This is a genomic window from Nitrosophilus kaiyonis, assembly GCF_027943725.1.
Classification (GTDB): domain Bacteria; phylum Campylobacterota; class Campylobacteria; order Campylobacterales; family Nitratiruptoraceae; genus Nitrosophilus_A; species Nitrosophilus_A kaiyonis.
The window spans coordinates 47,756-70,789 of record NZ_AP025696.1; the positions used below are offsets into that span (position 1 = coordinate 47,756).

Annotated in this window: 22 protein-coding genes; 8 read left to right on the forward strand and 14 right to left on the reverse strand. The window is 29.4% G+C overall.

Annotated elements, in window-relative coordinates:
* Nucleotides 1-8: 8 nt before the first annotated feature.
* Nucleotides 9-1,442: a methyl-accepting chemotaxis protein gene (locus tag QML81_RS00275; protein WP_281951190.1), complete on the forward strand. Its 1,434-nt coding sequence runs from the start codon at nt 9-11 to the stop codon at nt 1,440-1,442.
* Nucleotides 1,443-1,467: 25 nt separating this feature from the next.
* Here the strand turns inward: QML81_RS00275 and QML81_RS00280 are convergent, their stop codons facing one another.
* From QML81_RS00280 to thiC, 3 genes are all read right to left on the reverse strand, one after another.
* Nucleotides 1,468-2,265 (reverse strand): P-loop NTPase family protein, encoded by a 798-nt coding sequence (locus QML81_RS00280; RefSeq protein ID WP_281951191.1) that lies wholly within the window; start codon nt 2,263-2,265, stop codon nt 1,468-1,470.
* Between the two features lie 89 nt (nt 2,266-2,354).
* Nucleotides 2,355-3,506, reverse strand: a complete 1,152-nt coding sequence (locus QML81_RS00285; protein ID WP_281951192.1) for an Mrp/NBP35 family ATP-binding protein — start codon at nt 3,504-3,506, stop codon at nt 2,355-2,357.
* Nucleotides 3,507-3,684: 178 nt separating this feature from the next.
* The gene (gene thiC, locus QML81_RS00290) at nt 3,685-5,019 is read right to left on the reverse strand and encodes a phosphomethylpyrimidine synthase ThiC (RefSeq protein WP_281951193.1); all 1,335 of its coding nucleotides are present in this window, start codon (nt 5,017-5,019) and stop codon (nt 3,685-3,687) included.
* A 187-nt stretch (nt 5,020-5,206) separates the two neighbouring features.
* Between thiC and QML81_RS00295 the strand changes: the two genes are divergently transcribed.
* The 5 genes from QML81_RS00295 to QML81_RS00315 all read left to right on the forward strand — a co-directional run bounded on the left by QML81_RS00295 (nt 5,207) and on the right by QML81_RS00315 (nt 9,774).
* Nucleotides 5,207-6,343 carry a bifunctional 2-C-methyl-D-erythritol 4-phosphate cytidylyltransferase/2-C-methyl-D-erythritol 2,4-cyclodiphosphate synthase gene (locus QML81_RS00295; RefSeq protein WP_281951194.1) on the forward strand — a complete coding sequence of 379 codons (1,137 nt, stop codon included), beginning with the start codon at nt 5,207-5,209 and terminating at the stop codon, nt 6,341-6,343.
* The gene (locus QML81_RS00300; protein ID WP_281951195.1) at nt 6,340-7,230 is read left to right on the forward strand and encodes a response regulator; all 891 of its coding nucleotides are present in this window, start codon (nt 6,340-6,342) and stop codon (nt 7,228-7,230) included. The genes QML81_RS00295 and QML81_RS00300 overlap by 4 nt, the downstream gene beginning before the upstream one ends.
* Entirely contained in the window at nt 7,208-8,398 is a 1,191-nt protein-coding gene (locus QML81_RS00305) for a sulfate adenylyltransferase (RefSeq protein ID WP_281951196.1), read from the forward strand. Before QML81_RS00300 ends, QML81_RS00305 begins: the two co-directional genes overlap by 23 nt.
* 151 nt (nt 8,399-8,549) lie before the next feature.
* Nucleotides 8,550-9,020 carry a phosphatidylglycerophosphatase A family protein gene (locus QML81_RS00310; protein WP_281951197.1) on the forward strand — a complete coding sequence of 157 codons (471 nt, stop codon included), beginning with the start codon at nt 8,550-8,552 and terminating at the stop codon, nt 9,018-9,020.
* Nucleotides 9,021-9,069: 49 nt separating this feature from the next.
* Entirely contained in the window at nt 9,070-9,774 is a 705-nt protein-coding gene (locus QML81_RS00315) for a hypothetical protein (protein ID WP_281951198.1), read from the forward strand.
* Between the two features lie 4 nt (nt 9,775-9,778).
* On the opposite strand, the gene QML81_RS00320 is transcribed toward QML81_RS00315, so the two are convergent.
* From QML81_RS00320 to QML81_RS00335, 4 genes are all read right to left on the reverse strand, one after another.
* Complete coding sequence (locus tag QML81_RS00320; protein WP_281951199.1) at nt 9,779-10,231, reverse strand: hypothetical protein; 453 nt, start codon at nt 10,229-10,231, stop codon at nt 9,779-9,781.
* Nucleotides 10,232-10,411: 180 nt separating this feature from the next.
* Nucleotides 10,412-10,768, reverse strand: a complete 357-nt coding sequence (locus QML81_RS00325; RefSeq protein ID WP_281951200.1) for a hypothetical protein — start codon at nt 10,766-10,768, stop codon at nt 10,412-10,414.
* A 48-nt stretch (nt 10,769-10,816) separates the two neighbouring features.
* Nucleotides 10,817-11,884, reverse strand: a complete 1,068-nt coding sequence (locus QML81_RS00330; RefSeq protein ID WP_281951201.1) for a 4Fe-4S dicluster domain-containing protein — start codon at nt 11,882-11,884, stop codon at nt 10,817-10,819.
* Between the two features lie 19 nt (nt 11,885-11,903).
* Nucleotides 11,904-12,509, reverse strand: coding sequence for a TorD/DmsD family molecular chaperone (locus QML81_RS00335; RefSeq protein WP_281951202.1), 606 nt, complete (start codon nt 12,507-12,509; stop codon nt 11,904-11,906).
* Nucleotides 12,510-12,588: 79 nt separating this feature from the next.
* On the opposite strand from QML81_RS00335, the gene QML81_RS00340 reads away from it, so the two are divergent.
* Nucleotides 12,589-12,945 (forward strand): c-type cytochrome, encoded by a 357-nt coding sequence (locus QML81_RS00340; RefSeq protein ID WP_281951203.1) that lies wholly within the window; start codon nt 12,589-12,591, stop codon nt 12,943-12,945.
* A 33-nt stretch (nt 12,946-12,978) separates the two neighbouring features.
* Here QML81_RS00340 and QML81_RS00345 read toward each other — a convergent pair whose 3' ends face one another.
* The 5 genes from QML81_RS00345 to QML81_RS00365 form a co-directional block, all read right to left on the reverse strand.
* Entirely contained in the window at nt 12,979-16,266 is a 3,288-nt protein-coding gene (locus QML81_RS00345) for a molybdopterin-dependent oxidoreductase (RefSeq protein ID WP_281951204.1), read from the reverse strand.
* A 9-nt stretch (nt 16,267-16,275) separates the two neighbouring features.
* Nucleotides 16,276-17,199, reverse strand: a complete 924-nt coding sequence (gene nrfD / locus QML81_RS00350) for an NrfD/PsrC family molybdoenzyme membrane anchor subunit (protein ID WP_281951205.1) — start codon at nt 17,197-17,199, stop codon at nt 16,276-16,278.
* A complete protein-coding gene (locus QML81_RS00355) occupies nt 17,199-17,843 on the reverse strand; it encodes a 4Fe-4S dicluster domain-containing protein (protein WP_281951206.1) in 645 nt (214 codons plus the stop codon). The genes nrfD and QML81_RS00355 overlap by 1 nt, the downstream gene beginning before the upstream one ends.
* Nucleotides 17,844-18,146: 303 nt before the next feature.
* Nucleotides 18,147-19,511 carry a sensor histidine kinase gene (locus QML81_RS00360; protein ID WP_281951207.1) on the reverse strand — a complete coding sequence of 455 codons (1,365 nt, stop codon included), beginning with the start codon at nt 19,509-19,511 and terminating at the stop codon, nt 18,147-18,149.
* Nucleotides 19,505-20,182 carry a response regulator transcription factor gene (locus QML81_RS00365; protein ID WP_281951208.1) on the reverse strand — a complete coding sequence of 226 codons (678 nt, stop codon included), beginning with the start codon at nt 20,180-20,182 and terminating at the stop codon, nt 19,505-19,507. Before QML81_RS00365 ends, QML81_RS00360 begins: the two co-directional genes overlap by 7 nt.
* Before the next feature lie 139 nt (nt 20,183-20,321).
* Here QML81_RS00365 and QML81_RS00370 point away from each other — a divergent pair, with 139 nt between their 5' ends.
* Nucleotides 20,322-21,527 carry a porin family protein gene (locus QML81_RS00370; RefSeq protein WP_281951209.1) on the forward strand — a complete coding sequence of 402 codons (1,206 nt, stop codon included), beginning with the start codon at nt 20,322-20,324 and terminating at the stop codon, nt 21,525-21,527.
* 46 nt (nt 21,528-21,573) lie between these two features.
* On the opposite strand, the gene QML81_RS00375 is transcribed toward QML81_RS00370, so the two are convergent.
* Both QML81_RS00375 and QML81_RS00380 read right to left on the reverse strand, forming a co-directional pair.
* A complete protein-coding gene (locus QML81_RS00375; RefSeq protein ID WP_281951210.1) occupies nt 21,574-22,158 on the reverse strand; it encodes a thermonuclease family protein in 585 nt (194 codons plus the stop codon).
* A gap of 56 nt (nt 22,159-22,214) precedes the next feature.
* Entirely contained in the window at nt 22,215-22,997 is a 783-nt protein-coding gene (locus QML81_RS00380; protein WP_281951211.1) for an eIF2B alpha/beta/delta subunit family protein, read from the reverse strand.
* Between the last annotated feature and the right edge of the window lie 37 nt (nt 22,998-23,034).

Sequence of the window (23,034 nt, forward strand, 5' to 3'; positions counted from 1 at the left end):
TTTTAAAAATGTATAAAAGCATTTATAATAAAAGAGAGATCGAGCCTAAAGATATTGAATCTAAATTTGATATAGATGAACTTTTTTTCTCATCAACAAACTTAAAAGGAACAATTTTAAGCGGTAATGATGTATTTGTTAGAGTCTCTAAATTTAATAAAGATGAACTTATTGGCAAACCTCACAATATTATAAGACATCCAGATATGCCAAGAGCTGTTTTTAAAGCCTTATGGCAAACTATAAAAAACAGAAAACCATTTATCGGATATGTAAAAAATATAGCTAAAGATGGAAGCTATTATTGGGTTTTAGCATGTGTATATCCTATGTTTGATGAAGAGGGTAATATAAAAAAATATCTATCTATTAGATTAAAGCCAACATCAGATATTTTTAAAATTATTCCAGAATTTTACAAAGATGTATTAAGATATGAGCATAGAGAGGGAATGGATGCTGCTTTAAATTATATGCTTGAAAAAATCAAAGAACTTGGCTTTGAAAATTATGAAGAGTTTAGTAAAAAAGCTTTCTTAGAAGAGATGAAATCAAGAGAAGAAAAACTAAAAAATAAAGATATGCTTTTGTGCGGGATGGCAAGCAATGTTTTAAGCAAAGAAAATGAGGAATTAGCAGATACTTTATGTATTTTACAGACAAATTTTTTAAGACTTAATAGATATTTTAATGAAATATATTCAAAAGTTAATATTTTTTTGGAAATGAATAAAAATCTAAATGAAAAATCAAAATTTATTTTTCAGCTTGCTGAAGAGATTAGACTTTTATCATTAAATGCATCAATTGAAAGTTATAAAATTAAAAAAGAGGGAGTATCTTTTTCTACTCTTTCACAAGAGATGAGAAAAAATGCTGAATATAGCGAAAGAGAGATTTTAAATTTAACAAAACTTATAAACCAAACAAACAAAGATATAGAAGATACAAGCTTTAATATTTTATCTTGTAAACTTCAAATTGATATGGTTGTCTATTTTTTAAAAGAGATGTTAGAAAAACTTGTAAATGAAAAAATATCTATACAAGAGGAAAAAGAGATAATAAACAATATAAAAGATCTATTTGAACTGTTAAATAGCTATGCAAAAAAACTATCAAATAACATTTATGATTCAAAAAGTAGATTAAGAAATATTTTTTATAATATAAAAGATCTAAATGTTTTGATAAATAGACTCGATTTTATCCATATAAATGGGCTTATTGAATCAGCTCATGCAGGAAATGAAGGTGGAAGTTTTACTATTATTTTCTCACAGATGCTAAAACTTGTAGAAGCAGCTAAAAACCAAATAGTTGATCTTGAAACAAATATAACTGCAGCTAATGAAGAGAATCTATCGATTGATATCTTAACAGATTTAATAGAAACTAAACTTTTAAAACTTGAAAAAAAATATGAAAATATTTTTGCTTAGCATTTAGCTAAGCTTTTATAGCCACTTATAAAATATTGTCTAGTTTTTCAAAAGCTTTTTTTAATATTTTATCTCTATAAATTTCACAATCTTTTTTAAGTGCTTTTTTAAAACTTAGCATTCTTATATAATCTTTTGATGCTCCTTCCATAATAGCCTTTTTAAGCTCTTCATCAATATTTTCTTCTTTATTTGCAAGCTCCCAAAGAGTAATGCCAAATCCTCTTGAATATTTTATAGCATCGCTATCAGCTAAAACTATATAGTTTCTATCTTTTTCATCTATATAATTTATAACACCTTTTGTATCAAAAAAACCATATTTATCACCAAGAAAAAGATCAAATTGGGACTCTATCTCTCTATTTTCATTCCATCTATTTAAAACAAAAAGAGTTTTTATATCAGGATTTGCTTTTTTAATATGATGATATATATTTATTGCACTAACTGCATCAAGTTCACCATCCATTAAAGGTATTACAACTAAATCAAGAGCATGAATCATACCGCTATCAATAAGTGCATTTAATACAAAAACTGTAGTTTTATTTGCTCCAACATCCATACATATACTATTATCAAGAAGCAATATATCTCTTAACTGCTCTCTTAAATCTGTTCCTGAAACATTGACTTTTTCAAGCCATATAAGTTTACTTTTATCAAAACTTATAGCATCTTCATTTTCATCATCAAATTCAAAATATGAAATTGGAACTTGAGTCTTTTCATATAGATAAGGAACAATTAACTGCATACTAACAGTACTTTTACCTACCCCACCCTTTGTATTTAAAATGGCAATTTTATACTTTTTCATAATACCTTCTTTGAAAGATAGACAAATGTAGTTTTATTATAGAGAATTTGAGCTAAATGAAGTATTAAAGAGAGGATATCCTCTCTTTTTTAATTACAGCCGCAACTATCACCTGAACTGTGAGAGCCGCCTCCTGTTGAGCAAGCACTTACACCTGGAGGTGTAGTAGGCTGAATTGCTTCATTTGATACACCACCCTCTTCATTTACTTTTTCGATAAATCTCCATAAATTATCAGCTGCTTTATGAAATCTTTTTGCTGTTTCACTGTCTGGATGGTGATAAACAACTGGTTTTCCAGCATCTCCACCCTCTCTAATTGCTGGCTCTATTGGAATCTCACCTAAAACAGATGTACCATACTCAAGCGCAACTTCAGCAGCTGTTCCTTTTCCAAAAATATCGCTCTCTGTTTGACAGTTTGGACATATAAATCCACTCATATTTTCTACAATTCCAGCTATTGGAATATGGAGTTTTTTAAACATATCCAAGCTTCTTCTACTATCATCTAAACTTACCATTTGAGGCGTAGTAACAGTAACTCCAGCAGTAACTGGAACACTTTGAGCAAGAGTTAATTGTGCATCACCAGTTCCTGGAGGCATATCTATAAACAATACATCCAAATCGCTCCATAAAATATCTCTTAAAAACTGCTCAATTGCTTTCATTATCATAGCGCCTCTCCAGATAAGAGACTGACCCTCTTCCATTAATACGCCCATACTCATAACTTCAACGCCATAAGCCATAATAGGTTTAACTTTATTTCCAACAACTTCAGGCTGTGCTCCAACTATCCCCATCATTCTTGGAATGTTTGGACCATAAATGTCTGCATCTAAAATTCCTACTTTTTTACCTTGCATTGCCGTTGCAATTGCAAGATTTACTGTAGTGGTTGATTTACCAACTCCACCTTTTCCACTGCTTACCATTACAAAATTTTTAATTTGAGGAGCTATATTTTTTCCTCTGCTTGATGTCTCTCTTGGCATTTTTGGCTGTTTAATTGCAACAACAACCTCTTTTGCTCCTTGTATTTCAAGTTTTTTTGTAATTTCATCTCTAAGCTGTTGTGCAACTTCTGGAGCACTTGAAGTAATATCAAGCTCAATAAATACTCTATCTCCATCAATTTCAATTGCTTTAACAAATCCAAAAGTTACTATATCTTTTGTAAAACCTGGATATGTAACTGTTCCTAAAACCTCTTTTACAATCTGTTCATTTAGCATATGTATGCTCCTTTTTTGAATTCGGACTAATTTTATCCTATTTATTTTTAAAATTTATTGATATTTATAAAGTAATAGATAAATTAGTATATTTGTTATTGGTGTATTAGTATATTGGTATACTAAATATTTAACTTTTTACCAATAACCAATTATTAATTACCAATTACCAATAATTTTATGCTCCATGCTCTTCCATAATAGTTTGAGTTATTTTATAGCTACAAAATTTTGGTCCACACATACTGCAAAATTCTGCTTCTTTAAAAACATCTTGAGGAAGAGTTTCATCATGATACTCTTTTGCTCTATCTGGATCAAGAGCTAACTCAAACTGCTTATTCCAATCAAAATTGTATCTTGCATCACTCATTGCATCATCTATATCTCTTGCTCCTTTTCTTCCTCTTGCAATATCAGCTGCATGAGCTGCAATTTTATATGCAATTATTCCCTCTCTAACATCTTTTGCATTAGGAAGTCCAAGATGCTCTTTTGGAGTAACATAACAAAGCATACTTGCGCCATACCATCCAGCCATTGCTGCACCAATTGCACTTGCAATATGATCATATCCAGCTGCAATATCAGTCACAAGTGGTCCTAAAACATAAAAAGGTGCCTCATGACAATAGTCTCTTTCTATTTTTATATTTCTTTCAATTTGATTCATAGGAACATGACCTGGTCCTTCTATCATAACTTGAACATCTTTTTCCCATGCTCTTTGAGTAAGTTCTCCTAAAACTTTAAGTTCATTTAGCTGCGCATCATCACTTGCATCATATAAACATCCTGGTCTTAAACTATCTCCCAAAGATAGACTTACATCATATTTTCTACAAATATCTAAAATATCATCATATGCCTCATAAAAAGGATTTTCTCTATGATAATGCATCATCCATGCAGCCATTAAGCTTCCACCTCTACTTACTATCCCCATCTTTCTTTTAGCAACCAAAGGCATAAATCTTAATAAAAATCCTGCATGTATTGTAAAATAACTAACTCCCTGTTTTGCTTGGCGCTCGATTACTTCAAGCATCTTATCAATTGTTAAATCTTCAATCTTATTATTACAATCATGTAAAATTTGATAAATAGGAACTGTTCCTATTGGAACTTCAGCATTTTTTATAACTTCACTTCTTATTGCATCAAGATCTCCTCCTGTTGAGAGATCCATTATTGTATCAGCTCCATATTTTTGACAAACTTTTACTTTTTCAACTTCGCCCTCTATATCACTAGCAAGCGCTGAGCTTCCAATATTTGCATTTATTTTACATTTAGCAGCTAAACCAATAGCCATAGGCTTTTGGTGAATATGATTAATATTTGCTGGAATTATCATTCTTCCTCTTGCAACTTCGCTTCTTACAAGCTCTGGGTCTAACCCTTCAACTGATGCAACGTAGTGCATCTCTTCAGTGATTATCCCTTGTCTTGCATAATACATCTGAGTTCTAACATTGTCATTTTTTCTTTTTTCTATCCATTCTCTTCTCATTTTTAATCCTTATTTAAAAGTTAGAAAGTAAAAAAGTTAGAAAGTTAGAAAGTAATTTATATTTTACTTGCTTACTTTCTCACTATCTAACTTTCTCACATCTTTTATCTGTTATGTTACATAAAAAAGATAAAAAAAAGCTTTTATAATGTATAATTTTGTAACACATTAAGAAAAAGGATTAATATTGTCTGATTTAAGTCTTGTGTTACTTGGTGCAGGTGAATCTTCAAGGTTTAAGCTTAAAACAAAAAAACAGTGGTTAAGAGTGGAAAATTGGCCTATTTGGCAATTTGTTGCAAAAAGATTTGAAAATTTTTATAAATTTAAAAAAATAGTTATAACTGCTTCAGATTATGAACTAAAACTCATGCAAAATATGGCAGGCTTCACATTTGTCAAAGGTGGAAAAACTAGACAAGAGTCATTAATAAATGCACTTGAGCATATTGACAGTGATTATGTTCTTGTTAGTGATATTGCAAGAGTTTGTATAAATAAAGAATTTATTGAGAAGATAACCGAGTATATTGGTAAAGCTGATTGTATTGCTCCTTATATAAATGTTAGTGATACAGTTGTGTATAAAAATGAAACAATAGATCGAGAAGAAATTAAACTTATTCAGACACCTCAGCTATCAAATACAAAAATTCTAAAAGAGGCTTTGTCAAAAAATATAATTTTTACTGATGAAAGTAGTGCAATAAAATGGTATGGGGGAAAAGTAGAATATATAGAAGGTGATAAAACATTTAAAAAATTAACTTATATAGAAGATCTTGAAGATATTAAATGTTTAAAACCACCAGCAAAAGATATATTTACTGGAAATGGTTTTGATATCCATCCATTTGTTAAAAACAAGCCTTTAATGCTTGGAGGAGTAGAGATAACCAAAGAGTATGGTTTTAAAGGTCATTCTGATGGAGATGTTTTAATACATTCAATAATTGATGCACTCCTTGGTGCAGCTGGATATGGAGATATAGGAGAGTTTTTTCCAGACAATGAAGAAAAATATAAAAATATAGATTCAAAAATTTTATTGAAAGAGATTGTTGAAATTATTGAAAAAACAGGCTTTGAGATAGTTAATATTGACGCAACTATAATCACCCAAAAACCTAAAATCTCACCTTTTAAAAATGAGATAAAAAACTCTTTATCAAAAATTTTAAATCTTGATAAATCAAAAATAAATATAAAAGCAACAACAACAGAAAAAATGGGATTTATAGGAAGAGAAGAAGGTACTGCTGTTTTAAGCAGTGCAAATTTAAAATATTTTGATTGGACATCTGTCCTTGGAGGTAAAAAATGAAAATTATAATTGTTGAAAATGAGATATATCTTGCTCAGAGCATAGCTGCAAAGCTTGCTGAAATTGGACATACATGTGAAGTTGCTGCAACAATAAAAGAGGCAATTAAGGATGAACATTATGATGCAGTTTTATTATCTACAAATATCAATGGTCAAGATTTCTATCCAGTAATAGAGCATTATAAAGACTCTATTATTATACTGTTAGTATCATATATAAGTAATGATACTGTATCTAATCCACTTAAAGCTGGAGCAAAAGATTATATTTTAAAGCCATTTATGATGGAAGAGCTTATTAGAAAAATTAACCATTTCAGAGATTATGAAAAATTAAAAAAAGAAAATGATGCATTTAAAAAATATCTTCAATTTTCATTAAAAGGTATAAACATAGATAATATATCAACAAAAACAACTCTTCCTCTTCTTATAAAAACTAACTATCAAAAATTTGCAGATTTTTATGCATTTGAGTTTGCAAAAATATATGGAGAGCCTTTTAAATTTTACTCATTAAGCGATAGTGGCGTCTTAAATAGAATAAAAAGTGAAAAAGATACACAACTTTTATATATTACTGATTTTCAAACATTGAAAAAAAGTGAAAAAAAGAGTTTTTTTGAGATAATTGAAAATAAAAATGCACTCATTTCAACAACAGAGGCTATAGAAGAAGATATTCCATTAAATTTTATAGAACTAAAAAGTGATAATAAAATTTTTGATAGAAACGATATTTTATCAATTGATGATTATGTTAAATATATCATTTTAAATTATCAAAATAAATTTCCTGATACCGCTTTAGCAAAAAAACTTGGAATCTCTAGAAAAAGCTTGTGGGAAAAGAGGAAAAAATATGAAATATTCAAGAAAAAATAAAACTCTTTATATTGATCAAGAGGCTCTTGCAACTTTAGCTTTAGCAAAAGAGGGAATATTAAATCCAGTTACACATCTTATGAACAAAGAAGAGGCTCAAGAAGTAGATAAAACGAAAACTTATAAAGGAAAAACATTCCCTTTCTCTTTTATTCTTGCTCCCAGTGGTAAAAAAAATGAAGATATTTTAAAAAATGCAAAAAAAGGCGAAATTTTAGATTTAATAGTAAATGAAAAAAAAGTTGGTGAAATAAAAATAGATGAGATATTCAAAATTAACCCAAAAGAGAGAGTGAAAAATATATACGGTACAGACGATTTATCTCATCCAGGTGTTCAAGATACATTAAAAAGACTTGGAAATTATGCTGTTTCTGGAGAGTACGAAGTAGATTTTGAACAGATTAAAAAAACAAAAGAGATTATTAAAAAAGCAAAAAAAGAGGTTGGTGCAAAAAATATTACTGCTATTATGATGGCAGCAAAACCTCTTCATAGAGCACATGAAAGATTGATTAGACTAAGTCTTGAAAATAGCGATCTTATCGTTATATTTTTATTAAAACCATATTCAAAAGATGAGTTTTCATATGAGCTTAGATATAAAACAGTAAACTATTTTGTTAAAAATTATCTACCAAAAAACAGAGTAGTTATTGTCCCATTAGAAAATACATATATTTTTGCAGGTTTTAATGAGGTCATACTTGATGCAATAGTTGCACAAAATTTTGGATGTAATAAATTAGTTGTTGGGAAAAATCATGCTGGAGTTGGACTTTATTATGATAAAAATACAATAAAAAGTGTTTTTGATATTTTAAAGGGTATTAATATAAATATAGAAACTATTAGTGAATTTGTTTATTGTAATGAGTGCAAAACATTAGTAAGTACAAATACATGTCCCCATGGAAGCCATCACCATATTCATTACAATAGTGAATCGATACTTGAACTTTTAAAACAAGGTATTTTGCCTCCTGCAGTTTTAGTTAGAAAAGAGATAAGCGCTATTATGCTAAGCGAACTTTTTCCAAATAGATTTAAAAATTTAGAAAAATTATATTATAACTTTATACCCTTTTCTGGCATTATGGAAGAAAATAGCGAAAAAGATTTTTATATCGAGCTAATGAAGCTATATCAGACAACATCTTTAACTTAATAAGTGGCATTAGTAATTAGTTATTAGTAATTGGTGTATTGGTTATTAGAGTTAAGAATCAAATTATAGAGTTAGATTACTAATAACTGATAACTCATTACTGATAACCATTTACGAATCATGTATCAAATCGGTTAATAAAGGAAATTTAATGGATTTTCAAAAATGTTTTATAACTGGCTGTTATACAGGTCTTTTGCCAAAAGCTCCAGGTACCTGGGGAAGTATATTTGGTGCCATTTTAGCTTTTTTAATATTACAAATTTTACCTCAATCTTCTCTATTTTTATTAGCAATTCTTGTAACAATAGTTGCAATAAAAGAGATTAATAAATATGAAAGAAAAACAAACACTCATGATGATAAAAAAATTGTAATTGATGAAATTGTTGGTATTTGGATTGCGATAAGTATATTGCCATCAATTTCAATTTTTTGGATTGTTATAGCTTTTTTTCTTTTTAGATTTTTTGATATTACAAAAATCTCATATATAGGAAAGTTAGAAAAAAATTTAAAAGGTGCGATTGCTGTAATGGCAGATGATATTTTAGCCGGGATTCTTTCAGGCCTTCTTACAGGTATTTTTTATGTAATTTCTAAAAAATTTATCTTGATTTAATTTAAATAGTTATAGACTATTTGAAAGAGGATCTTAAAAAGGAGTAAACATGAAAAAATTTTTACATATTATTTTATCTTTAATGCTACTATCATCATTATCATTTGCTTATTTTGGTATGGGATTTGGACTTGGTGGATATACTTTTGGTGATATTAAACCTAAAAAGGGATTTTGGGCTGAACATATTGTAATTAATGAAGATGGTACAAAAACAAAAATGAAAACAGTTTTTGCAGGAGAAACAACTTATAAAGGTAAAAAAGTTTATGTTTTAGAAAATCAAGTATATTTTGATGGGCAAAATATGGCAACAATGATGCTTTATGATCCAAAAAAATATGAAGTATTAAAAGTAGCCACACAAACTCCTATGGGTCTAATGTGTCAAGATATGCAGGCACTTCAAGGAATGGCTCAAGGTGGAGAAAGCTATTCTAAGGATTCAACTCCAAAATATGAAAATCCTCATGAAATAAAAAGAAAATATCCAAAAATCAAACACTCTTCTTATACTACGCCAACTGGTAAAAAACTTGATTGTGTTGTTTATAAAACAGATGAGGGAGAAATTTGGCTAAATAAAAAACTGGGAATAGTAAAAGTTGTTCAAAATGGCAAAAAAGTTATGTATCTTAAGGATTTTGGCGAAAATGGAACCACTATAATCCCTATAGATCAAGCTATTAGTTGTCAACCTATGCCTATGTTTCCAATGGGTGGAATGCCACCAATGGGAGGGATGCCTCAATAAGAGGCTAAATCTCCTCCTCTTTTATCTCTTCAAGAATTAAATCAAGTCTATTTTTTAAATTTTGTGCCTTTTCAAATCTGTTTTCAAAAATATCTTTAGATGATGGAAAATTTTCAGTAAGTTCCTTATATACAGTAAGCTTTTCATCAACACTCTCTTTTATAATATCAAAAAGTTTTTTTAAATCATCTTTTGAAGTTACTGCTTTTAAAATATCTCTTAGCATTCTTCTTCTCTCTCTAATTTGAACATCTTCGCCAAATTTTAATCCTATTACTTTTATATCTAATCTACTTAAATATACTCCACATTTTGCAGGAGCAAGAAGATATTTTTGAACTATCTCTATAAATCCACCCTCTTCTTCTGGCTCTTCGCAACTTATTTCGCAACTCTCTTCTTTTACATTTTTTAAAGCATCAAACTCTTTTTTTAAATCATCAAAATTTATATCCATTTTTTTCCTTTATTTTATATTTTTGACATTGGACATTAGACATTGGTTATTAGTTATTAGTAACTTGGAATTTGGAATTAGTGTTAGTAACACACCATTACTATCACTAAATCCTTTAACCTTCAACCTTAACTCCAATAACTAATAACCAATATACCAATAACCATTCACCATACTCACCTATCTCAACCTATTTGTTAATTCTAAAAGTTTTCTATCATCAATCATTGTCTCTTTATCATTTGTAATAAATTTTAATTTTCCATCTTTTTTATAGCAAACCAATAAATATCCATCAACTTTAAAAAAATCAGCAGCCTTTTTTTGATATTCTGGCATAAAAATTGTAATTTCAACTTTAGAATTTTCTAAATTATGTATAAAAAATCCAAAATCATCCTCATTTATATTTATTCCAATCATTAAAAGATTTTTTGGTGCTATCTCTTTATTGACAACATTTATAAAAGATTTTCCAAAAACATCTTTCCCAGCTACAGCAATAAGCTTTTTTCCATGAATCTCTTCAGGCTTCAAAAACTCTCCTTTTTGGTATTCTTACCACATTATCTCCTTCCCACCTAATTAAGATATTCCCCATAAATCTTTTGCTTCTTCTTCTTCAATTTTACATCTTTGACAAAGTTTTTCACCACCAAAATAGGAAAATGGCATACCACAATCTTCGCATTTAACAATATTAAATTTAGCCAAAATTTTCTCTTCAGGCTCAAAAAACTCTTTTGTATCAAAATATTGTGAAAGTTTTATACTATTTTTTTCACACACATCATGACATAAATGGCATCTAACACATAAAAGTGAATCAAAAAATATTTTTGAACCCTTTTTATCTGAAGACAAAGCCCCAGTTGGACATATTCTATAACAGATTGAACAGTTATCACAGCTACTATCAATCTCTTTTTGAGAAATAAAAGTTAGATACTCATTTTCAAGATATTTGTACTCTTTTGGTTTTTCTATCTTTTTCAAAACAGTAAAGAAAATCTTTCTTTTATCTGGAATATTTTTCTCTTTTATCGCTTTTATTAGATGTGTAGGAAGTTTAACTTTTGGATTATCTAAAGCTTCTATATCTTCATTTACCTCTTTTATAGTATTGGCAACACCCTTAAGAGTAAAAATATTAAAAAACTCTCTTCTATTTTCAATCTCCTCTTTTGTAAGAGAGAGTTTTTCTTTTTTTATTTTTTTATCACTTATTGTTGATAATATATAATTTGCCTCTTCTATATTTTGTAAAATCTTATTATAACAGCTATCTTTTATTTCACAATTTTCGCAATGTCCAATATCTAAAACAACTTCTTTTAATAATCCTAAAGATACTAAATATTCAACATTCAAACCTGCTAAACAGACAAAATTTGTTTTACAGCTAATAGTTTCTTCTTCACTTTTTAAAAAATCAAAGAAAAAGTTTGTCATATTTAAACCACTTAAATTCAAAGCCTCAGTAGGACACACTCCAATACATGCTCCACAACTAATGCACTCATCTTGGTAAATATTTAAAGAAGACTCTTCAGTTTTGATAGCATCTTTTGGGCATATTTCCTCACAAGCTTTACATTCGCTAAATTTAGAGTAATACCTAACACAGCTACTTGGATTTAATTTTATCTTCACAAATATTTCCTTAAATCCATTAACTATTTAAATATTCATAATCTTCAAGTAAAAACTCTAAAACCATCTTTGCTGCATCTTTATAAAAAGGAGTTCTTGCTTGCTCAGCAACATTTATGAGATACATTGGAGCAAACTCTAAAATATGCTCTTTTAAAAATTTTTTTTGAGCCTCTTTTAACTCTTTTACAGCTTCTAAATCTTTGTTTTCTTCTGCTCTTTGTTGGGCATCTATTAACATTTTCATAAATTCTAATTCTATACCAATATGGTCAGGGCTCACTGCTCTTGCTCTATCTAAATCTACTCTATAGCCATAATCATTATAGATTTGTATAACTGGATTTGCCCCACCACTTTCAATCATTGCATCTTCACGAATATAAAATGTTTCATATGGAATTAGATGTAAAATTGAAATATCTGTAAAATCCACATTTAAAACCTCATTTATCATTTTATATCTACTGGTTTTTTGTCTTTTATCCCACTCATAATAGTTTGGAAATAGCTTATTAAAATTTGGAAGTTTTTCAATTTTTGATAGTGTATCTTCATCCATCTCTGTTATAAAAATTCTAGATGCAAGAGAATAGATTGAACTTCTTTGCTTTGTAATACTCATAAACAACCTCATTAATTTAGTATAATATATATTTATAATACCAAAAGATATCTTTAAACCTCTTAATTGGAGTGATTAAATGAAAAAAATTTTTATTGTTTTATTTTTATTATCTCTTTTTTCATATGCAGATTTAGGAGAAAAATTATATACAAAACATGGATGTTATGGCTGTCATGGGTCAAATGCTCAAGGTGGCAATGGTTTTCCAAAACTTGCTGGAAAAAGTAGCAGTTATCTAATAAAAAAACTTCAAGGCTACAAATATGAAAAAATTAACTCAAATCGAGCAGATATGATGAAACCATTTGCCAAAAATTTATCTCAAAAGGAGATTGAACTACTTGCAAAATATCTTGAATCATTAAAAAATAAAAAATCTGATGAAGAGAGATATTATGAAGAGTTTATAATAGGCGATAGTAGTGGTAGTTAATTTTCCTCCGCATATGCGGAGGAAAATTATGCTTTATGCATTATGCATTGGGTTTTTATAAGCTCTAAGAGTAAGAGGCGTTGCTGGTCTTTTTATCCAAGGTGGTCTTCTAAACTTCATCTTTTCATTAACTGGTCTTGTTAATTTATCTCTCCATGCTTGATATGTTTTGAAGTTATTTTCATAATTTACATAAACATCACCAAATTTATCCTCTGGTTTTGCTTTTTCAATGTAAACCATTTGATGCCAAGCATGATTTCCTGCAATTGGGTCTGGATGAACAGGAGCAACTGCATTTTGCCATGCACCAGTTAGCCCATCCCACCAGATATTATCAAGATCCTTATTTATCTCTTTAAATTGCCAGCTATCTTCTCTTTTCTTAACACCTGCATCAATTCCCTCTTTTGCTCTCATCTTGCCAATTTTACCATCCATCTCCATTTTATAAAGCGGAGCACCAACACCCATAACACCTAGTCTGTGCTCAAAACCTGGGATTTCTACTGCATTTTTAAGTTTCCATCTTCCTGCATGGTGTGAACATGCTAAAACTCCAGGTCTTGTAGCTTCAGTAGGCACTGCCATTCCAACAAAATATCCACTCTCAAGTCCACTTACAGTATCAACTATTTTTACTCTAATCTTATCGCCTTTTTTAATTCCAAGTTTTTTAGCATCACTAGTATGAATCCAAACAGGATTGTGGTTTTGGCTTATCTCCATTAAATGTTTAGAGTTAACACTTCTTGTATGGATATTGTATGGCAATCTATAAATTGTATTAAGAGCAAATTGATTCTCTTTTTTAATATAATCATGATGAACTTGAGTAACTAAGTGTATCATCTCTTTTTTCTCTTTATCATCTCTTGGATAGATAGGAATAGCATATTCTGGCCATTGATAATCTTTTGCCAACCAATCAACATAGAAATCGAGTCTCTTATCAAGAGTATGAAATCCATGATATGCTTTACCATTTATCTCGATACCAAAAGGCTTTCCATCATGATGTAATACATCATACTCATCTTTTTCTACATGGTCTTTATGTATTTTTTTACCATGAATTGTATAATATTCACCATCAAAAGGGATCTCTTCCTCTTGAGGCTTATAAACATCAGTCTCTTCTGTCCACGCACCTCTATCTCTCATAAATTCATAGCAAGGATATTTACTATTTGGATATGCCGCTTTTGCTGCTTTTTTCAATTTTGGTAAATTACTAAATGCTGCATCATAAAGTTCAGCTATAGTAATTGCTCTATTTGGATCCTCTTTACTTGCCCAATATTTTTTAACGCCATATTTTCCATCTGGGTCAACATAATGCACAAAAAGATTTGCCCAAAACTCATTCTCCTCCCAAACTTCTCCAAGACCAGCTTTCATATGAGCTTCAAGTGTTGCTCTTGTTGGATCTTTTGGTTTCCATCCCATTTTTTCAAGTGCAACTCTTAGTGCTGGCTGTCTAAAAGCAGTCCATTGCTCAGGCTTAGTTGGAGCTGATTGCTGATCATGTCTCTCACCTGCAAGTCCAACAGGCAATACATAATCACAATACCAGTTAGTTTCACTCCAAGTTGGAGAAAGATTAAAAGTTAATTCAAATTTATCTTCTCTTTTTAGTGCTTCAATCCATCTAAATCCATCTGGATTTATCCATACTGGATTGTACATTCTTGGAACCCATACTGCAATTTTATCAGCAACTTTAAAACCTTTTTTATTCCACTTTTCTCTCCACTCATCATCCATAATTAGATGAGGAAGTAAAAAGCTCATCTCATATGTAGAAAGTGGATATTCAGGTGGCCAAGAGTAATCATTCCAAGTATCTACACGTTCAGGCTGTTTTCCTGCAACTGTAGCTTTGAAAAATTTACCATTTACACTTACCTCATGCCAATGGTGCCAACTAACACCACCAATATCACCTTTAAGTGAACCTGTTAATGCAAGAAGCAAAAATCCACTTCTTGTATTCATCCATCCACCACGGTGTCCAATAGTTCCAGCTCTCCATAAATATGTAGATATTTTATCTTCTGCATCTACTATCATTTCCCAAAGTTTTTCAAGCTTATACTCTTGACCCTCCAATTTACACTCTTTTACAACAAATTCTAAAGTATAAGGAGAGTAAAGATCTTTTAAAAGCTCGATAAAGCTCTCATAACTCTCATCATTTGGAAGTTTTGAGATATAACCTTTATCTTTTATGAAATTTAGATAATCTTTATCTTTCATGAGTTTCTTCCAGTTGATCCAATTTTTCATAAACTCATGATCAACCAAATCTTCACCATTTCTGTTTTTTTCATTTAATACTCTATTTGCTAAATATAAATATAGAGCTGCTTCGGTACCTGGCCATACTGGTAGCCATAGATCAGCCATACCTGCACTATTTGAAAGTCTTGGATCAATTACTACAAGTTTTGCACCTTTTTTTCTTGCATCTGCGATTAAACCTGCACTTTGTTGAAAATAGTGCCCGGCATCTGCTGCGTGAGATGATTGTAAGAAAATAAGACGACTATTTGCCCAGTCTGGTGAGTTTCTATCATCATTTGCCCACTGAATAGATCCTTGTCTAGCACCTGCACTACATATATTTGTATGAGAATCAAATCCATCAAATCCTAAAGTATGAGGAACTTTTCCACTAAAACCGTTCTCATTTGGTCTACCAACATGATAGATAAACATTTTTCTGCTTACTTCATCACCTTTTTCAAGAAGTTCAGCAATTTTTTTGCCGATATCTTTCATTGCCTCATCCCAGGTAACTCTTACCCATTTTCCTTCACCTCTTTTGCTACCTGGAGCTCTTTTTAGTGGAAATGGTATTCTATCTGGGTCATACATTTGTGACCAAGTACCATAACCTTTAGCACAGTTTCTACCTCTACTTCCTGTATGAAGTGGATTTCCCATATATTTTTTAACTGTTAAACTCTTTTTATCAACCCAAGCAGTTAAACCACATCCAGCTTCACAGTTACTACATACTGTTGGGACTATAATATATTCATTAACATAGATTCCATCTGGATTATCTTTGCTTTGAACACCTTTTCTATCTATACCACCTCTTTTCCAATCTTCACCATCAAGCTCTTTAAAATCATCCCACTGTTCAAGAGGAGGATAAAATTGCAATGTTTTTGGTGTATTTGTAAATGTTGTTTCATTTGCTAATGCTGGTGTTTCAACAATTGTACTAAAAACACCTTTAGCTACTACAGCCCCTGTTATTGTTGCTGCTGTACCTTTTAAGAAATTTCTTCTACTCTCTAAAAAACTCATTTCTTCTCCTTAACTAAGAGGTAGTAATTGTGGAATTATTAGCCATACATGTTTTGCTATATATAAACCCACAATAGCCGAAAAACTTGCAAGATATAAAAGCGATCCACTTTTACTTTTTAAACTAAAATAAACAAGAATCATTGGAATTATAAAAGCCAGCCATTGACCTGCCCAAAACAACTCATGCATTACACCATGCTCTTTTACATATGCAATTATTGCTGCAACCTCTTCAGCTTTCATATGTCCAAAGTAGTATTCGCCCATGTATATTGTAAAGCTTAAAAATGCACTTGCTCCAAGAATGATTGCCAAATCTCTTTTAACTTCATAACTCCAATTTCCACCTATTAACAAAAACACTGCACTTCCGCAAAGTAGTGCTGCAAGCAACATCTGTGCAAGTTCAGTTGGCGTTTGCCAAAGCTCTCTTGCTGTTGCTTCTCCCATAATTGTAGCAGTATACATAGTTACAGGGATTGCTAATATAACAGCTAATTTTAATAATGGAGAATATAAATTTTCTAATTTACACTCTTTTTTCAAAAGATATTTTTTAACAGCTATTACTGCTAAAATAAATATTATACCCGTAAATACTGTAGCCATCCAAGCACCAACTGTTATAGCACTTGTAAAATGTGGATAGAAAAATATATGCCACATTCTAAATGGTTGATGAAGATCTAACAGTGTAAATAGTAAAAATATATTTAAAAATATAAATGAGATAATTGGCATTAAAACTTTTACTTTATCGCCAGTCTCTTTTGAATATCTTGCTAAAAGATAAGCACCTACAAAAACAACTCCAGTTCCTATACTTTTTGCCCACATATTTAAAGTAATCATCCAACCCCAAATAACTTGAGGAATAGGCACATCCAATGTTACTATAGCATTTGTTGCTGCAACTGTATGTTCAACCATTAGTGACCTCCTATATGGTCTAAATGAGTTATATTATTAAAAAGACTATATCCCTCTTCTCTTTTACTTGCAAGAGGATTAAGATGAACTTCACCACCTCCAACGTAAAAATGTTTAGGATGTGTATTTTTTTCTGGTTTTCTAACTCTTACTCCTCCATCTTTTTGATGTTCCATAATATATCTTGAAATATGACTTGTAGGATCATCAAGATCTCCAAAAATATTTGCTTCTACGGGACATGCTACAACACAGGCTGGCATCATCTCACTTGCAACTCTATGAGCACAATATGTACATTTATCAGCTGTATTTGTAACAGGATCCATATATATTGCACCATATGGACACGCCATCATACATCCAGCACATCCAATACATCTCTCTTTATCGATATTAACTATCCCATTATCAAGATAGTGCAAAGCACTAACAGGACATATTCTCTCGCATGGTGCATCTTCACAGTGATTACACCTAAGAGGTGTATATGTTCTTCTTGTTTCAGGATATTCTCCTACATCAACATATTTAACTCTAAGCCTCCAACTATGCAGTGGAACCTGATTTTCCACTTTACAAGCAACCTCACACCCTTTGCAACCCATACAAAGGTCTAGGTCAACCAAAAAACCCAATTTCATATGCACTCCTTTTTTGTAGGTGAGTAAGGTAAGTGAGTTTAGTAATGTGAGTAAGCTTTTATTATTTTACTTACTCAACCACTCACCTAAATATAAGTTTAGCTTCTAACAAGCATAACTTTAACTAAAATAACGATTTTACCGCTACTTTGTAGCTATTAATAGATTAACATTACAAACTTAACTATAACTAAAATTAATAAATTTTTTGTAAATTAATATCTATTTTTTCTATTTTTGAGAAATATCTGCTAGATTAATAAAACATATTTAAATGCAAGATAAAAAAAATTGAAGAATTATCTATAATTTAAATGAGAAAGTTGAGCCTTTTTTATATTGTGAAGAGATTACAAGTTTTGAATTATGAAGATTTAATATATAATTTACCAAATAAAGACCTAAACCCATTGAATTATCCCAACTGTTTCTTCGTGCTCTATAAAATTTCTTTGTAATTTTTTCAATCTCTTCATCTTTAATTCCAATACCTTTATCTATAACTTTTATCTCTTTGTTTTTTATCAAAACCTTAACTTCTGATTCAGAATATTTTAATGCATTATCTATTAAATTTATTAAAACCATCTCTATCATAGTTTTATCAGCATAAACTTCTGTTGATTCGCATTCAAATATAATTTCTCTATTTTTATATTTATCTCTCAATAGTTTTACAGCCTCTTTAGCAACAATACATATATCAAATCTGCTTTTTTTAGGAACTAAGTCATTATTTTCAAACTGGATTGCAACTCTTAATCTATCTATCATATTAGATATTTTACTGCTTGCATTGTATATTTTTTCCAAAAATTTTTTTTGCATCTGTTTATCTAAATCTTCCTCTTCCATAAGAGTTTGAACATAGCCATTTATTACAGCAACAGGATTTTTAAATTCATGACTTATTGCAGATATTAATTCGCTTCTTTGCTTGTTGATTTGTTTGAGTTTTTTGTTAATTTTATCTTTTTTCTCTTCTCTTTTTTTCAATTTTTTTGTTAATTTTTTAAGATAGTCTCCTATCTCTTCAAACTCTTTTGCAAAATTCACACTCAAACTTTTACTATAATTTTTATTTGCAATTGCATTTAAATAATCTAAAAGTTTTGTTATTTCATTATTTATTTTTTTACTTAAAAAATAAGAGATAATAAGAGCAAAAAATATAAAAATTGCAAAAATAGCTAAAAATTTTAACCATAATGCAAGAAAGTTGTTATTTATCTGTTTTAATGATATGGCTGCCCTTATAAATATATTGCCCTCTCTTTTTGCCACATACAATAGATACTCTTTTAATGTCTTTGAATATCTTATTTTTTCACCCCATCCTTTTTTATCTGCTTCTATAATTTCTGGCCTATTTTTATGATTTTCCATTTTTGTTTTATCATAATCACTCTCACCAATAACTACACCATCTCTATTTATGATAGTTATTCTTTGATTAGTGAGTTTTTTAATTTTTTTTGTTAAATCATCTAAATTTTTTGTATTTGCAATTAAAGGCTCAATTAGTAAAATTGTATTTTTTAGTCTACTTTTGTAATGATTTATTTCTACATTTTTCAAAGTATAATAACTAACACCAGAAATGAGAAAAAAAAGTAAAATAAGCAATAAAAAAAGATGATATAAAAAAATTTGATTTAGTTTTAGCATATTTTATAACCTATTCCTCTAATAGCTTTTATATAATTTTTATCTTTATTTGGATCAATTTTCTCTTTTAATCTTTTAATAGCAACATTGACAGTTTTATCCTGATGAATCTCATTTTTATCCCATACATGCTCTAATAGATAATCTCTTGTCAAAACAACATTTTTATTTTTTATTAAAGTATATAATAGGTCAAATTCCAATTTTGTTAGCTCTACTTTTTTATTATCAATAAATACTTCTCTTGATTTCAAATCTACTTTTATATCTCTAAATAGAAGAGTATTTTCAAATTTTTGCGGTTTTGTTCTTTTGAGCATAGCTTTTACTCTTAAAATCAACTCATTCATATTAAACGGTTTTGTAATATAATCATCACCGCCTCTTAAAAATCCTGTCTCAATATCTATATCAGCATCTTTTGCACTCAAAAAAATAACTGGAACATCTATACCTTTATCTCTTATTTTTTTTACAAATTCACTTCCTTCAAGTCCTGGTAAATTTCTATCAATAATCATCAAATCAACATCAGCTTCATTTAAAAACTTTTCAACATTTTTTGCTGATAAAAATCCTTCAACTTCAAATCCCTCTTTTTCCAATCTATATTCAAGAAGTTCAAGTAGATCAACTTCATCTTCTATAACTGCTATTAAAAATTTCTCCATAATCTTTCCCATATGAAAATTTTAATCAAAACAGATAACACAATAGTTACAAATAATATATAATATGTAATCAATTTGTAATTTAAGAATTATACTATTTCAAAATAGTTTTATATTAAATTTATCAGGAGATAATTTTATGAAAAAGATAACTCTATCGCTTATGGCTTTTTTAGCAACATCAGCAATGGCAACAACTATAACTCTTTATCAAGATAAAGACAGTGGTGCAATATATACAAAACCTGGTCCTAACAGAGTAAAACTTGGAGAATTTATCTCAAAAGATGAAGTTTATAAAACAACTCAAGAAATTACACAAAAGATGAAAAAAGAGACAAAAGCAACAGAGGTTTTTAGTAAAGTTCCAAAACTAAAAATTAACGGTGTTCATTATCTTGGTTTTACACATATTAACTATGAAGATGATAATAAAGCTGATATCAATAGATTTGAAACAAGAAGAAACTATCTACAACTTAAAGCATATTGGAATAAAAAAGATTATGCAAGAATTACACTTGATACACATCAAGATGATACAGGTGATTGGAAAGTAAGATTAAAATATGCATATTTATATCTTGATAATGTTTTACCATACACTGGAGTTGAATTTGGTCAAGTACATAGGCCTTGGATAGACTGGGAAGAGCATCATGGATGGCTTTATAGAAGTATTGCAAAAACTTTTGTTGAAGAGCATGAAGGAGCACATTTAACAAATTCAGCAGACCAAGGAATTAACTTTAAAACAAAAACAGACTATTTTACAAGTGAAATTGGTTTATTTAATGGCGAAGGGTATCATGGAAAAGATAAAGAAAATACAAAACTATCTTTTGAGTGGAGATTAACAGCACACCTTCTTGGCACTGGCAAAAAGCATGTTCATACAACAAGCGATACATATGCAGATATATCATTTTTAGGCCAAATAAATCCAGACTTTAAAAATAGTACAAATGACAAATCTAGTTCAGATTATAAAACTGATGATTTTAAATGGTATGCTATACATGCAGTTTATAACCAACCAATGTTTTTACTTGCAGGAATGTATGCAACTTCAAAACCAAGCGATAAAATCTATGATGGTCATGGATGGAGTATAAATGGAGAGTTCAGACCAGTTAATAAATGGTCAATTTTAGCAAGATATGACAAATGGACAGATGAATCAGGCAATAATGATACAGACAGAAAAGAGTGGATTGCGGGTATTGCATATAAATATAATAAAAATGTAAAATTTATAGCAAACACTTTTGTTATTGACCCAGATAATACCCAAAGCGATGACAAAGAGAGCAAGTATATGTTAACTACTGAAGTTAAATGGTGATTTTTTAAAGTTTGCAGTTTAAAACTGCAAACTTTTAATCAGATTTTCAATACTTTTTCATAGCTTTTTGTTTAAAATATTCAAGAATATCTATTTTTTTAACATTTTTATTAGAAGAGCCATAAAAATCTCTAACTTCTGCTAATTTTTTCATATTTTTAAATTCATTTTTCCATAATCCAAATCTTTTATCTTTAGCATATTTTTGAGCCCTATATAATCTCATATAAAATGAGCCTAAAAGATATGGATCATTTGCATCCAAAAGAGCATACCCATCTTTTATCATTTGATAATTTATCTCTCTTCCATCTTTATAAGAAGCCCATATATGTAAAGATTTATCATTTTCATAATCTATCTTAATAAAATCTATTTTTTCACCAACTCTAAGATTTTCTTTTAAAAAATCTATCGCTTTTGATTGTAGATTTTCTCTTTTTTTATAAGAAACATCTCTGTTTTTTTGATTTGCTTTCAAAAAAGATATAATTCCAGCCAATTTTGCTCTTTTTTCTATTCCATTTTGCTCTATTATTATTGTATTTTCATTAATAATATCTTTGATAATTGCCTCTCTTGCATATATTGTAAAACAAAAAGCAAAAATAAATAGCACTATTTTTTTCATATCCTCTCCTAAAATAAGATTTTCAAATATTGTATCAATTATAAGTTAATTTTATGTTAATTGGTTATAAATTGGATGTTTTCTAACGGAGTAATATCAAAATAGAGATTTTTTATTTTATAGCAACTCTTTTTTGCTACCTCATTTGGATCTTTAAACTCTTGCGGAGGAATGACAAAATCATTAGGCCAAAATTTATATTTTGGAGCTAATGAAAAAACCTTTTTATTTTTCTCTTTTGCTGTTAAAGCAATAGGGATTGTGCCTATTTTATGGATTAAACCAAAACCTCCAACTCCATCAGCACCTAATAAAACGCAATCAATTTTTTCTATAAAATAGCAAGCAGCAGCATCAATAATAAGCTCAGTTTCTATACCATTTTCGCAAAGATTTTGAGCAAGTTTTATCCCCTCATTTTTAGGTTCAGATTTTGTACAGATTACTTTAAAATTTTTTCCTCTTTTTTTAGCTTCTAAAAAAACTTTATATACAAGAGAACTAAAAGAGTGAGTCATAAAAATTTTATTATCATTAAAAATTTCTATTGATTTATCTATTATCTCCTTTTCTTCATTTTGAATCTTTAACAAAAAATTATCACACTCTCTAAAAATATTTTCATGATTTTTAGATTTAATGGATTTTGCAAAATTGTATATAGAAGCCATATAGGGCTGAACTTTTTCTAATAAATTCAGTGCTTTATAAATCTCATCTATATTTTCTTTTTTTAAAACCATATTTTTTATAATGTCAATACTCTTTTTTGTTAAAAAAGAGGCCCCATTAATATTGTCATTTTTTATAGATTTTATCTCCTCTTCCCACCATTTCATTAAAAATCCAATACAACAAATTTGTTAATTTTTAAAA

What these genes read in the sequence shown, in the direction of transcription:
- QML81_RS00275 (WP_281951190.1), top strand. Translation starts at nt 9, where the DNA reads ATGTATAAAAGCATTTATAATAAAAGAGAGATCGAGCCTAAAGATATT.
- QML81_RS00280 (WP_281951191.1), bottom strand. Translation starts at nt 2,265, where the DNA reads ATGAAAAAGTATAAAATTGCCATTTTAAATACAAAGGGTGGGGTAGGT.
- QML81_RS00285 (WP_281951192.1), bottom strand. Translation starts at nt 3,506, where the DNA reads ATGCTAAATGAACAGATTGTAAAAGAGGTTTTAGGAACAGTTACATAT.
- thiC (WP_281951193.1), bottom strand. Translation starts at nt 5,019, where the DNA reads ATGAGAAGAGAATGGATAGAAAAAAGAAAAAATGACAATGTTAGAACT.
- QML81_RS00300 (WP_281951195.1), top strand. Translation starts at nt 6,340, where the DNA reads ATGAAAATTATAATTGTTGAAAATGAGATATATCTTGCTCAGAGCATA.
- QML81_RS00305 (WP_281951196.1), top strand. Translation starts at nt 7,208, where the DNA reads ATGAAATATTCAAGAAAAAATAAAACTCTTTATATTGATCAAGAGGCT.
- QML81_RS00310 (WP_281951197.1), top strand. Translation starts at nt 8,550, where the DNA reads ATGGATTTTCAAAAATGTTTTATAACTGGCTGTTATACAGGTCTTTTG.
- QML81_RS00315 (WP_281951198.1), top strand. Translation starts at nt 9,070, where the DNA reads ATGAAAAAATTTTTACATATTATTTTATCTTTAATGCTACTATCATCA.
- QML81_RS00320 (WP_281951199.1), bottom strand. Translation starts at nt 10,231, where the DNA reads ATGGATATAAATTTTGATGATTTAAAAAAAGAGTTTGATGCTTTAAAA.
- QML81_RS00335 (WP_281951202.1), bottom strand. Translation starts at nt 12,509, where the DNA reads ATGAGTATTACAAAGCAAAGAAGTTCAATCTATTCTCTTGCATCTAGA.
- QML81_RS00340 (WP_281951203.1), top strand. Translation starts at nt 12,589, where the DNA reads ATGAAAAAAATTTTTATTGTTTTATTTTTATTATCTCTTTTTTCATAT.
- QML81_RS00345 (WP_281951204.1), bottom strand. Translation starts at nt 16,266, where the DNA reads ATGAGTTTTTTAGAGAGTAGAAGAAATTTCTTAAAAGGTACAGCAGCA.
- nrfD (WP_281951205.1), bottom strand. Translation starts at nt 17,199, where the DNA reads ATGGTTGAACATACAGTTGCAGCAACAAATGCTATAGTAACATTGGAT.
- QML81_RS00355 (WP_281951206.1), bottom strand. Translation starts at nt 17,843, where the DNA reads ATGAAATTGGGTTTTTTGGTTGACCTAGACCTTTGTATGGGTTGCAAA.
- QML81_RS00360 (WP_281951207.1), bottom strand. Translation starts at nt 19,511, where the DNA reads ATGCTAAAACTAAATCAAATTTTTTTATATCATCTTTTTTTATTGCTT.
- QML81_RS00365 (WP_281951208.1), bottom strand. Translation starts at nt 20,182, where the DNA reads ATGGAGAAATTTTTAATAGCAGTTATAGAAGATGAAGTTGATCTACTT.
- QML81_RS00370 (WP_281951209.1), top strand. Translation starts at nt 20,322, where the DNA reads ATGAAAAAGATAACTCTATCGCTTATGGCTTTTTTAGCAACATCAGCA.
- QML81_RS00375 (WP_281951210.1), bottom strand. Translation starts at nt 22,158, where the DNA reads ATGAAAAAAATAGTGCTATTTATTTTTGCTTTTTGTTTTACAATATAT.
- QML81_RS00380 (WP_281951211.1), bottom strand. Translation starts at nt 22,997, where the DNA reads ATGAAATGGTGGGAAGAGGAGATAAAATCTATAAAAAATGACAATATT.